Genomic DNA, 12,186 nt, shown 5'->3' with positions numbered 1-12,186 from the left:
GACGGGCAGGACAGGCACATCCCGAGCCTGCGTCGGGTGCAACAGTGACGGCCACCGAGCACACACCGATCAATATCCAGAGATCAATATCCAGAGAGAAGCGCTCTGAGCTCGGCTACTGCGTTTGGACCACCAGGAGCGCTCACGCGGCGTGGGTCGTTGGGCATTCTTCCCCACAGAAGGAGTAACCTTGCTGCCGTGTCGGCCACAATCGTCGGATCGGAGTCGTCGTCCCCAAAGACCAACTGACGGCCATTACTCTCCTGGCTGACCACAACGCTAGGTGCATCTAGTGTTCCAACGATGAGCGAACCCGCCGGTCTTGTCCATCTAGCGGTCTGATCAACGAGTACCGTCCCGAGTACCGTGACCGCATGTGCGGTGAGCTCCGGCTGTGAGAGGAGCGTAAAGCCAATCTCATCATCGCCCCGCAGATCCCATCGATGCAGCGCCAACTCGCTACGCAGATGGGTAACAAAGGTAGCGACTACCATTGATCGACCGTTCCAGGGGACCACTGCGTCGGGATCCTCTACGAGCATGGCATGAAGGACCCGAGAGACGCGTTCCAAAGAGGTGAGCAACTCGTTGCGCAAACGCTGATCTGCCATCTCCCGGTACGGTGCCTCACGCTCCTCAAAGGAACGGGTCACTGGGATCGGCAGGCCATCAAGTGCAGCCTCGAGATTCAATGAGATCTCAATGGCTCCCGCCGTTAAGTGAGCTACGAGTTCATGGGTTCGCCAAAGCTCACAGGCAGTAAGTGCATCCGGCGGTGTGTTCTCTAGAGTCTCCAAAAATGCTTCCTGTTCAGAGGAGAGATAGTGAGTCGTGATAGGGTCGAGGGGGCTGCGAGGGCCAGGAGAGTTTGTCATGCCCACGAGGCTAGCTTCGAGGTGTTTCGGGCTGCGACGAAGTATCAGTGCTTGCGTTGCAGATCCCTCTTGACCGGTCTACCGACGGTGAGGAACAGTGGTAGCGATAATGAACACCCATCCGGCCGTCCAACAAGTCACAATTGACCGTACCTCATCGCAGCGTCATGGTGCATCTTCGGCCGGTCAGGCTCCAAGTGGTGTGCCTCCACAATCCAGAACCGCTGGGCTGATGAACGGACAAATCTCGGCCCAGCTATGGTCGAGTCAAACGCTTAGGCGACGAGTACCGTCGCGGCCATCCCTCCACTGCGACGATGGCATGAGCGACCAAGGACGATGCGAGCATAGACCCGCCACCCACCGAGTCGATGCCCAATTCTTCATCCCCCCGACTGAGGACACACTCCTCAAGCCTTTCGGCAAAAGACCCAACCCCTCTAGCGGATGGACGGTCCAATAAGAAGATCCACGATCTCAGGGGGAGACAAGGCCCCAGTGACCACCTCCATCGGTGGTCCCAACGAATGCACTACAGCCGGAGTCGCAGCTAGTCGCTTGAAGCCAACCAGTCGTCGAGGAGACAAAAACCGCAACAAAGCCCCGGTGGAAGAAGGATGGGATCGGTACGCGCACCACCGAACCCGTCGCACGGCTCACCCGAACAAGAAACGAAAACGAAGGCGTGGCATAGGGACTGAGCGTCGCCCAAACGATCCTAGGTGAGGCGTAATCGATCGCATCGACATCGTTCGCACCAACACTGATATTTGTCCAGCTCCGCCCGCCGTTACCGCTATAGGCAAGATAATCACTCCTACCTGGCGAGCCAGCCCCTGTGCCGAACCCCACCCGCTGCGCTGCGCCAATCCAAAGGCTCTGCGCGGAAAGTGGGTACATGGCCAGCGGAATCGTGGAGTCTAGGTGCAAGTCAATCCCACGCGCACTGGCGGCGATCGACGAGAGATACACGGGACCAAGACCAGCGTTGGAACTCGCCTCCATGGCGAGTCCGCTGCCAGCCGCCACAACCGAGGAGACCGTCCTAGCGATAGTCAGGGGAAACGGGACGCTTCGTTCATCACCTGCTCGGTCGAGGGCAAAGAGTCGCAGAGAGCCGTCGGGCTTTTGCAAGGTAATGAGAAGGGAGCGTTTCGTCGTCATTCCGATCACTTGAGCATCCGGGGACCCCAGTAACGTCTGAAGGGTTGGAGAACTCCACTTCGTCGCACCAACCATCACCACGTGTTGACCCTGCTGGTTCACACCGACCGTACCAAGGCGACCCTGGGCATTGAAGATCGCGCTTGCCATGAGCGCGGGATAGGAGCGTCTCCACCCACTCTTATTGCTGTATTGGTAGATCCCCCGCCCAGAAACTGCGATGACCGTACCATCTGAGAGTCTCCGAAAGTTATTGAACTCGACCCGATGAGTTCCGAACCAAGCCGGCTGTCGTTCGACAAAGTTTGGCGTGGGTTTGGTGGCGAGAAGCGGCGGCGTCGGGCCAAAATTGGCTCCCGAGTTTGACTGGAACCCAACGACCGTACTCTGGCCAACGACTTGAAGGCTACTGGGCTGAAGACTGCCAGCGGGCGACTGAGGAGCAGCCAAGCCTCGATCCTCCCTCTGGAAGGTGGATGTTCCTTCCTTCTGGACAAAGTAGGCTGGCGCTCCTCCCCCGCCACTCTCTACCATGAGATAGGAGTCACCGCCAGCGAAGTCAAAGAGAGCCCGGTCCGGGTAAGAGATGGGGAGCGTCCCGATCGTATGCCAGCTATGTCCACCGTCTATCGTCTGATCGACAACGGTTGCTGTCGGTGTGCCGAGCACCACATAACCATGGGTGGAGGTCACCAAACCCAACCCCACGATGCTACCCTGGCGCGAGAAGTTATGGAGGAGCCGAAAGTGGTCTCCACCGTCGACCGCAGCGTACACACTACCGGTTGACTCGGAGGCCACCAAGCCGTCACGCCGATTGAGAAAATCGATGAGATCGACTGATCCCGGAAGGCGCGCGAGTTGAGAAAACTTGCCCCGTTGGTACCTTAAGAGGACCGGGTTACCTCCCTCACTCGACGCAGAGGAGAGATACACCGACCCCGACGGGGTGATCGAGCTCTGCAATATCTCTAGAGGAAAGGTCGCATTGGTCCCGGCCGCCTTGCTTCGGGTCGCTCCGGCAGTATGAGAATTGACAGACCCACAACCCGCCAAGAGCATCGTGGTCGCGATAAACGTTATTGCTCGTCGCATCAGCCATAGTGGAGCTTGACGGCCCATCAGTTACCTACTTCGCGAAACAGAGCACACGCATCCAACCTAGCTCAGCACCACGTCTCGCATGCTTGCAACCCGCTCGTTCAACACAGCTTCCCCAAGAACCTCCCCCACCTCGCAACAACTTTTGCCTTCACCAGCCAATCTGGCGCAACTCTTCGATCACTTGGCAACGCCTAAGGCAGCCTCCATTCTGAGCGACAATGCCACCATTGCAGCGGTTGGGATATCCACCATGCTCCTCACGAGTGCGCGCCAAGATACGCGACCGCATAATCTGCGCTTGTGATTCCGAACCTCCCACACCTAACACGTATGCGAAGATAACCCGGGTTGGCCCTCCATCGTTCTCACAACCCATCATGGATGTCAGTTCTCGACCGGGCCGGTGGCGCTTTCCTCACCAGGACCGATGACGGGCTGGCAGTGGCAACCCTTCCTCTTGACTTTGCTTGTCTTCCCAATACGAGACAGGGCCTAGCATTCGCACCGGACTATCAAGACCGCCAGCAATAGCTATTCTGCTAAATGTTTCCGATCAACAAACCGAACCCATGGGATGGGTTTGCATGCCGAACTGGGCTTCGTAGACTTTACGTTGGATGCTCGTCGATCGATGGCATCCGTCATCGAAGGGCGTACCGTTGGATTACACGCATAGACAGAGAAGGGTATGGCCGCGGTTCACGAGGATGGGCTGGACGGTGATCGCCGTTGGCGCCTCAGCCTCTGTCGCGACCTTTGCTCTCTCTGGCCAAGGTGCCTTTGCGACTCCGGCAAGTGCGTTTGTGCGTGCGTCCGTCGGTGTCGGTCTCACCAACGGGACGCTGCAGGCGACGAACCTGCTTCCCGGCATACCGACCAACACGATTCCTTTCACGCTGACCAACACCGGCACTACATCAGAGGATTTTGATCTCCAGTTCACCGGCGTCACCGATACGCTTGCCAGCTTCGGCGACCTCGGCCAGCTCGAATTTTTGGTGACCACCTCTAAGGGGACGATCACCTACCATCTCGATCCCTCCGCGCCCAACAGTCTTGATCCGTCCTCGTCGCTCACCTTGTCATCACTGAAAAGTATCACCCTGCCCATTGCGACTAGCGTCGCTCCAAACCAGCGGGTATCCATACCCGTTGCGGTCGAGTTAGCCAACGGAGAGGGTTTTGGCAACGCTTGGAATGGCCAATCGGCGACGATCAGTTATCGGATCGTCGCCAGCCAGAGCGCACCAGCACCTACTCGCCGACCCTCCACTACGCCGCTCGGCGTGATACCCCCCACAACGCTCCCGGTAGTTAGCCATGCCCCGACGACTAGCCACGTCCCGGTCTCTCGCGCCTCATCGACCACTCCCCGGGCCACCGCGCCGGTCTCTACATCTCACAACTCGGCACCAGCGCCAGTACGACTCGTCACCGGTCCACCCCAATCACCACGTAGTAGCAATTGGGAGATGGTGATCGGTGGGGGCCTTCTAGGGCTAGGCATCGCAGGTATCAGCGTCCTCGAGGCCAATCGACGCCGTAGGTCCCTCGCGTCGAACCCATAACTCCGCCCCATCACCACGGAACCTAGCAGCGTCATGGGCTCCGGTATTGACATGAGAGAAGGGCGAATCACTGGGAGCCACTACCCGTCGTGCTTCCCAACCCAACAAGGTAGCCAAAAGCACACCAGCAGCCATGCTCTATAGCGAGCAAGGCAGGTCAGTCGCCCTTGAGCTGGTTGTCTTCTTCCGGGTCCGTGTCAAAGACACGGCTTGCCAGGATATCGGGCGGCTCAATCGTCATGAGATCCACGCGGGTCACCAGGGCGCTACGTCGTTCAAAGAGCCGGTTGGCCTGGCGCAGACGAGTCCGATCGAGGGCATTGCGCACACTTCTTGCGTTGGCAAAGTTGGGCTGGGCCATCCGGAGTTCAAGATATCGCCGAAAGACCCCTTCGGCTTCGTCGGAGAGCCGATACTGCTGAGCAGCAAGCATGAGCTTGCCAATCGCGACCAGCTCATCGAGGGAGTAATCAGGAAAATCGATATGGTGCGCGATCCGTGACGACATCCCAGGGTTCGAGCTAAAGAAGGTATCCATGCGGTCCTTGTACCCCGCCAAGATCACCACAAGATCGTTACGCTGGTTCTCCATCACCTGCAGGAGTATCTCAATCGACTCGGCGCCATAATCTCGCTCGTTCTCGGGCTTAAACAGATAGTACGCCTCATCGATGAAGAGCACACCCCCCATAGCTCGTTTAAGGACCTCCTTGGTCTTTGGAGCAGTGTGTCCAATATATTGGCCAACCAGGTCATCGCGGGTGACCGCCACGAGCTGGCCTTGGCGAACGTAGCCAAGTTTGGCAAGCAGTTCAGCCATGCGCATCGCCACCGTTGTTTTTCCAGTGCCTGGGTTACCGGTGAAACTCATGTGCAGACTGGGATTACCCCCCGCGAGATCAAGCTGCGCTCGCGCACGATCGACAAGGAGCAGCGCAGCAATCTCACGAATACGGGTCTTGACCGGTCGTAGACCGACAAGCTCAGCGTCGAGTTCGTCGAGCGTCTCTTGGATCTTTGTCTCGAGAAACAGAGCTCCAAGATCTACACCATCGGACAAGGTTCCGGCTTCCTCTCGATCAGCCATGATGAGCGGCCAGCTCCGTTGCGTACCTGTTAAAACCGTTGATGCTCAATAGCGTTCCCCGGGTGGCTGTTCCGTGGCATAGCTGTGCGTGGTGTAGGTGATGTGTCGACCCTCGCTCTCCTGGCGAACAAGTCCAAATCCAGGCTCCTCCGCCGGCCGATTCACCAGGTAGGACATCCGGGGCGCCTCCCACCCTCTCGTTGAATCAAAGGCAGTCACCCGAATATAGCGGTTCGGATACGCCCGACGACACTCATTGATCTCATAGAGAATGGCCGCCGGATCGCGCAGGTCAAACATCGGCATGCCCCACATATCCCAGTAGGTATTGCGCGGATGTGGGTCATCGGTGAACTCGATGCCGATCGCCCAATCGTGATCGAGAGCCCAACGAATCTGGGCGGAGATCTGCTCGTCGGTCAGTGGTGGCAGAAATGAAAATTGGCCCTGGGTGAGATGCATGAGAGTCTCCTCTTTCTGGTGTTAGTAGGTTTCGCTGACGGTAGGAACAAAGTCGGGGGTATCCGTAGAGGCATAGTTGAAGGTGATGTCACGCCAGGTATCGAGTGCACCTTGCAGCGCCGGCGACGACTTTGCCGCCTGGTTGAGAATCTCTGGCCCTTTGTTCCAGATATCTTGGCCCTCATTGCGCGCAAGCACCATCGCCTCAAGAGCGACTCTATTCGCCGTGGCGCCTGCCGCGATGCCCATCGGGTGACCGATGGTGCCGCCACCGAACTGCAAGATCACATCATCACCCAGATAGGTGAGGAGTTGATGCATCTGTCCCGCATGGATGCCACCGGAGGCGACGGGCATCACCTTACGAAGACCCGCCCAATCCTGGTCGAAGAAGATCCCCTTGGGAAGATCGACCGGGTTGTGCGACTCGCGAAGGACGTTATAGATACCTTGCACGGTGTTGGGATCTCCCTCGAGTTTACCGACCACGGTACCAGCGTGGATGTGATCGACTCCTGCGAGTCGCATCCACTTTCCAATCACGCGGAAAGAGATCCCGTGATTCTTCTGGCGGGTGTAGGTGCCATGACCGGCGCGGTGGAGGTGCAGAACCATATCGTTCTTACGCGCCCACTTGGACATCGATTGAATCGCGGTATACCCGATCACCAGGTCGATCATCACCACGACCGATCCGAGCTCCTTGGCGAACTCAGCGCGCTCATACATGTCCTCCATCGTCGCTGCGGTGACATTGAGATAATGACCCTTGACCTCACCGCTGGTGCTCTGTGCCTTGTTCACCGCCTCCATGCAGTAGAGGAATCGATCGCGCCAGTGCATAAAGGGTTGAGAGTTGATGTTCTCGTCATCCTTGGTGAAATCGAGACCACCCCGCAACGCCTCGTAGACCACCCTGCCGTAGTTACGGCCCGAGAGCCCCAGCTTGGGTTTGACGGTAGCCCCAAGCAGCGGGCGACCGAACTTATCCAATCGTTCACGCTCGACCACGATCCCAGTCGGAGGACCGTCAAAGGTCTTCACATAGGCGACCGGAATCCGCATGTCCTCAAGGCGAAGCGCCTTCACGGCCTTGAAGCCAAAGACGTTACCGATGATGGAGGCGGTCAGGTTCGCGATCGAGCCAGGCTCAAAGAGATCAAGATGATAGGCGATGTAGGCGAAGAACTGATCCTCCTGGCCGGGTACCGGATCGACGCGATACGCCTTTGCCCGATAGAGGTCCGCCGCAGTCAGACGATCGGTCCAGACCACCGTCCAAGTCGCGGTCGAAGACTCGCCAGCGACAGCAGCGGCCGCCTCCTCCGGGTCAACACCAGGTTGAGGGGTGATGCGAAAGAGTGCGATGATGTCGGTCTCGCTTGGGACATAGTCAGCGTCCCAGTACCCCATCTGCTTGTAGGGAATAACTCCCGCCTTATAGCGGTCCTCTCCGGTTAACTCTGACACCTTTGCAACTCCTCACGATCTGTGGACATGGGATTACAGTAGCGATCTCATCCAAACGATAGTTCATTCAATACCTTGGAATAAACCGCAGATAGTTAATCTCAACATTAACTATTATCATGATGATGACCAACACACAACTCAAAACCCTGCTGGCAGTGGCCGACACCGGATCCGTCATTGGAGCGAGTCGGCGGCTCTTTGTCAGTTCGGCCGCCGTCTCCTCCACCTTGGCAGCCCTATCGCGCGAGGTCGGCACAGACCTGACCCAGCGCGTTGGGCGCGGACTCGCCCTCACCCCGGCAGGCAGAGTCCTCGCCGGATATGCCGCAACCCTTCTCGGCGCCATGGAAGAGGCCTTGGTGCGCAGCCGAGAAGCCAGCCATCCCGATGCGCCCACACTACGAATCGGAGCCGTCGCCACCGTTGGCGAGGAGCTCCTTCCGCGGTGGCTCCAGGGTTACCTCGAGTTGATGCCACACGCGACCATCAACCTCGAGGTCGCCAACAAGACGAGTCTCTTCGAGCTACTCGGTGACCATCGGGTCGACCTGGTCATCTCGGGAAGACCAACCCAGAGTGAATTCGTCCACGTGATCGCAACCCGAGGGCACGAGCTCGCCTTGATCGCCAACAAACGGCGGGCCACCGAGTGGTTCGACGGTTCACTCTCCCCCACCGCCCAACAGGTCGGGGAACACACCTGGCTCGTTCGAGAGCCTGGTTCAGGGACACGCGCCTCAGCCGAAGAACTCCTCGGCGAGCTCGCGATCAGCCCAGCGACTCTCTCGGTTGGTTCGAACCTTGCCATGAAGCGGCTCGTGGAGCTCGGTCTCGGCGTTGCCGTGATCTCTACCGAGTCGGTGTCCAAAGAGTTAGCCGCCGGCGAGCTCGTCTCCCTGACCGTGGAACCCTTTCCTCAGCGCCGAAGCTGGTGCCTTGCTGTCCGCACTGGGGAGACGCTTGCGGGCAGCATCGACCACTTTGCCAACTACTTAGGGTCCTTGGGTGAGGTGGAGTTCACCCTAGAGCCCCACGGTTTGGGTGAGATCGCCAAAGGAACAGAGCGCCTAGGTTAAGGCCAACACACGTGGGGAGGACCAATGTCACAGGAACTGATCGAACACGCTGGGGCCATGGTGGCGCACCCGAAGGGGATCCTCGCCGCCGACGAGAGTAGCCCCACCCTCACCAAACGCTTCGTCGCTCACGGGCTCGAATCAACCGATTCAACTCGCCGTGATTGGCGTGAAACCCTTTTTAGCTCTCCCGGACTCGGAGAGTATGTCTCTGGTGTCATTCTCTACGATGAGACGTTCAACCAGACAACCACCAGCGGTCTCTCCTTTCCCAACTTCCTGGTGCAGCACGGCATGCTTCCAGGGATCAAGGTCGATACCGGAGCAAAGCCACTGGCTGGAAGCGATGGGGAGCTGGTGACCGAAGGGTTGGACAACCTCGGCCCTCGTCTCGTCGATTACTACACGCGAGGGGCGCGCTTTGCCAAATGGCGCGCAGTACTCCAAATCGACCAGGCGAAGCCAAGCGCGATCTGCATCCAGGCCAACGCCCACGCCCTGGCTCGCTACGCCAAACTCTGTCAGGAGTCAGGCATCGTCCCAATCGTCGAACCTGAGATCCTCATGGAAGGTGATCATGACCTCGCAACCACCAGACGGGTCGCCGGAACGGTACTCGCGGCCGTCTTTGACCAACTCCGCTCCTTTGAGGTACTCCTCCCGGGCATGGTGCTCAAACCCTCGATGATCACCCCAGGCACCACTGGGCCAACGGCAACTGCCAGAGAGATCGGGGAGGTCTCCGTCGAATGTTATCGTGACGTCGTGCCGGCCTCAGTCGCCGGGATTGCGCTCCTATCCGGTGGGCAGTCCGATGACATGGCAACAGCAAATCTGGCCGCCATGAACGAGATCGAGGCGCTGCCATGGCCGATCACCTTCTCCTTCGGACGCGCGCTTCAGGATACACCGATGAAGGTCTGGGCGAGTTCTGGGCGGGATCGGCAACGCACCCAGGCAAGTCTGATGGACCGCGTCACCGCCACTGCCTCCGTTCTGCGGCCCCGACACCTGGTGAATGTCTAACGCTGAGCCCAGCAACGCGACCAACGTCGCGTCGGGTGCCGATCAACGCCTTGCATTGGTTCTGCAACCTGATCAGCGTCTCGCGCTGGTGCTGCAAAGCAAACGGCCCATCACTCTTGCTCCGAGGCCGACCGCTACCGCGTGGAACGTCCGAAGCTGACGAGTAAGCTTTGGCCAGCGTCACACAGAGTGGGGAGCACGCCATGGCGATCACAACTGCAATCACCCGTCAGCAAGAGTTCGATCAGGGCTACCTCACCGCCCAGGGCTGCCGTCTCACTAGCGAACGCGAAGTTGATCAGATGCGCACGATGATAAGCGAGCGGCACCAGGCAGGGTTGCACCCACGAGCACGCCTCGCGGGAGGAGCACACCCCTCATGAGAGCCATTCAATTGATGCTGGTCGATGACCATGAGGTAATCATCGACGGAGTTCGTGCCATGCTGCGGACCCACATCGACGAGGTAGAGGTCGTCTCCGCCGTCAAAACGGTCGATGAAGCGATCGAACTACTCACCACCTCCCCGTTGCCCGACATTGTGCTCACCGATGCGCGGCTGAAGACGAGCTCAGGGTTTGAGCTGCTTGAGCAGATCACCACTCAAGGTATCGAGGTATCGGTCGTCTTCTACACCGCCTACGACGACGAGGCCTATCTTTTTCGAGCTCTTCGCGCTGGGGCTCGAGGGTATCTCCTCAAGCAGGCTACGGGAGCTGAGCTGGTTGGACTTCTACGAAGAGTCGTCGACGGTGAGGTCACCATCGACCCTTCCATCGCGGGACGCGTCGCTCTCTTGGCAGCACGCCTCCAACTCGGCGAGTTCTGGCCAGGTGCCCATCTTGGACTCACCCACCGTGAGAGTGAGATTCTCGAACTCATCGTAAAAGGCATGTCAACAAAGTCCATCGCCCAGAGCCTCTTCCTCGGGGAGGAGACGGTCAAGAGTCACCTCTCCTCGATCTATCGTAAATTGAAGGTCAAGTCAAGAGCCGAAGCAGTTGCCGTGGCCTTACGGGACGTGACGTTCCGATGAATCCTGACACAGCCCAGATGCTCTGTGCTACCAACAAGACTTGTGATACCGGGGAATCTTCTGATACCGGGGAATCTCGTGAAACCGATGAATACTGAACCCGAAGAACTCACTCTCTACCGTCAACTCGCCCAGGTGCTCGCGGAGACCCTCGATCTCGATCAGCTAGCGGCCCAAACGGCATCCCTGGTGGTCGATGCGGTCGGTGCAAGCGTCTGCTTTGTCCACCTCGTGGACCCCGAACTCATGCGCCTAGAACTCGTCGGTGCCACCCCACCCTTTGACTCGTATCGCCACCAAGTATGGCTCGGACTCGGAGATGGCATCGCCGGTTGGGTAGCCCAAACTGGCCAAGTCGCGGTTGTCCCCGACAAGTGGGCCGATCACCGCTACCGCTACCTCCCCGAGCTCCAGGGGGAGCTCTTCCGGATACTGATCTCGGTGCCGATGATCCACGCAAGCGGGAATGTCGTCGGAGTTCTGAACGTCCACTGGCAACACGAGGACGTCGATCTTCTCCATCAACAACAGGTACTCACCACCGTGGCCAGTTTTCTCGCCGGCGCATTCGAACATACTCTCCTCGTGGCAAAGCTCGGAGCCCACGAACGTGCCTTGGAGGGCTTCGCTCAGCAGCTCATCGAGGCCCAAGAGGCGGAACGTCGCCGTCTCCAGCTCGAGCTCCACGACGGGGTACTCCAACAGGTTCACGCCGCCTACTACCGGCTTGAAGCGGTCAAGGCTTCACCTGGCCTTGACGAACACGAGGCACGCGATGTCTGTGTCGCCTCTGATCTGCTCAAAGCGAGCACCCAGGCGATGCGTCGGCTGATCCAGGACACGCCACGCCAGGCACTCGACGAATTTGGATTCGCCGAGGCGATCGAGACGCTTGCCAACTCCTATCCCGACTTCGCTGTCGTGATCGAGGATCGAACCGACGACACCGCCCTTGCCCTTGCCCCCGAACGTGCGCTCGCCGTACTGCGCATCATGCAAGAGGCGATCAACAACGCCTGGAAACACTCAGGGGTGACCACCTGTGAGCTCCGGCTCGCCTCAATCGGCGGCGACCTGGTGGTCGTCGTGCGGGATCGCGGGGACGGCTTTGACACGACGACTCATGTCGGAGGCTTTGGCCTCGGTGGCATGCGAGAACGGGCTCGGATCATCGGAGGACGCCTCGAGCTCTTCTCTACGCTTGGTGAGGGAACCCTGGTGCGCCTCTTGGTGCCCGTCGCCGCCAGTGCCGTCCAGTAGGACTATGGCCAATGCCAACACGCTCAATAGAAAAGACATGTACGACCTCCGGACC

General features: G+C 58.8%; 11 protein-coding genes. 6 read left to right on the top strand and 5 right to left on the bottom strand.

Annotated features, from left to right (window positions below; genetic code table 11):
* Positions 1-83 precede the first annotated feature (83 nt).
* Positions 84-875 carry a maleylpyruvate isomerase N-terminal domain-containing protein gene (locus M7Q83_RS06760; RefSeq protein ID WP_298336688.1) on the bottom strand — a complete coding sequence of 264 codons (792 nt, stop codon included), beginning with the start codon at positions 873-875 and terminating at the stop codon, positions 84-86.
* A 477-nt stretch (positions 876-1,352) separates the two neighbouring features.
* Positions 1,353-3,161, bottom strand: coding sequence for a hypothetical protein (locus M7Q83_RS06755; protein ID WP_298336686.1), 1,809 nt, complete (start codon positions 3,159-3,161; stop codon positions 1,353-1,355).
* A gap of 701 nt (positions 3,162-3,862) precedes the next feature.
* On the opposite strand from M7Q83_RS06755, the gene M7Q83_RS06750 reads away from it, so the two are divergent.
* Complete coding sequence (locus M7Q83_RS06750) at positions 3,863-4,711, top strand: hypothetical protein (RefSeq protein WP_298336684.1); 849 nt, start codon at positions 3,863-3,865, stop codon at positions 4,709-4,711.
* Between the two features lie 157 nt (positions 4,712-4,868).
* On the opposite strand, the gene cbbX is transcribed toward M7Q83_RS06750, so the two are convergent.
* The 3 genes from cbbX to M7Q83_RS06735 are packed head-to-tail and all read right to left on the bottom strand — an operon-like array spanning position 4,869 to position 7,730.
* Positions 4,869-5,798: a CbbX protein gene (cbbX, locus tag M7Q83_RS06745; protein WP_298336682.1), complete on the bottom strand. Its 930-nt coding sequence runs from the start codon at positions 5,796-5,798 to the stop codon at positions 4,869-4,871.
* Between the two features lie 45 nt (positions 5,799-5,843).
* Positions 5,844-6,260: a ribulose bisphosphate carboxylase small subunit gene (locus tag M7Q83_RS06740; protein WP_298336680.1), complete on the bottom strand. Its 417-nt coding sequence runs from the start codon at positions 6,258-6,260 to the stop codon at positions 5,844-5,846.
* 21 nt (positions 6,261-6,281) lie between these two features.
* Positions 6,282-7,730, bottom strand: coding sequence for a form I ribulose bisphosphate carboxylase large subunit (locus M7Q83_RS06735; protein WP_298336678.1), 1,449 nt, complete (start codon positions 7,728-7,730; stop codon positions 6,282-6,284).
* Positions 7,731-7,849: 119 nt separating this feature from the next.
* Here M7Q83_RS06735 and M7Q83_RS06730 point away from each other — a divergent pair, with 119 nt between their 5' ends.
* The 5 genes from M7Q83_RS06730 to M7Q83_RS06710 all read left to right on the top strand — a co-directional run bounded on the left by M7Q83_RS06730 (position 7,850) and on the right by M7Q83_RS06710 (position 12,131).
* The gene (locus tag M7Q83_RS06730) at positions 7,850-8,809 is read left to right on the top strand and encodes a LysR family transcriptional regulator (protein WP_298336676.1); all 960 of its coding nucleotides are present in this window, start codon (positions 7,850-7,852) and stop codon (positions 8,807-8,809) included.
* Between the two features lie 24 nt (positions 8,810-8,833).
* Positions 8,834-9,835, top strand: a complete 1,002-nt coding sequence (locus tag M7Q83_RS06725) for a class I fructose-bisphosphate aldolase (protein ID WP_298336674.1) — start codon at positions 8,834-8,836, stop codon at positions 9,833-9,835.
* Between the two features lie 203 nt (positions 9,836-10,038).
* Positions 10,039-10,218 (top strand): hypothetical protein, encoded by a 180-nt coding sequence (locus tag M7Q83_RS06720; protein ID WP_298336672.1) that lies wholly within the window; start codon positions 10,039-10,041, stop codon positions 10,216-10,218.
* On the top strand, positions 10,215-10,871 hold the full coding sequence (locus M7Q83_RS06715; RefSeq protein WP_298336670.1) for a response regulator transcription factor: 657 nt from the start codon (positions 10,215-10,217) through the stop codon (positions 10,869-10,871). The genes M7Q83_RS06720 and M7Q83_RS06715 overlap by 4 nt, the downstream gene beginning before the upstream one ends.
* Positions 10,872-10,958: 87 nt before the next feature.
* Complete coding sequence (locus M7Q83_RS06710; protein WP_298336668.1) at positions 10,959-12,131, top strand: GAF domain-containing protein; 1,173 nt, start codon at positions 10,959-10,961, stop codon at positions 12,129-12,131.
* Positions 12,132-12,186: the final 55 nt, after the last annotated feature.

This window comes from Ferrimicrobium sp., from assembly GCF_027364955.1.
Taxonomy (GTDB): Bacteria; Actinomycetota; Acidimicrobiia; order Acidimicrobiales; family Acidimicrobiaceae; genus Ferrimicrobium.
This window is presented reverse-complemented; position numbering and strand designations above follow the sequence as displayed.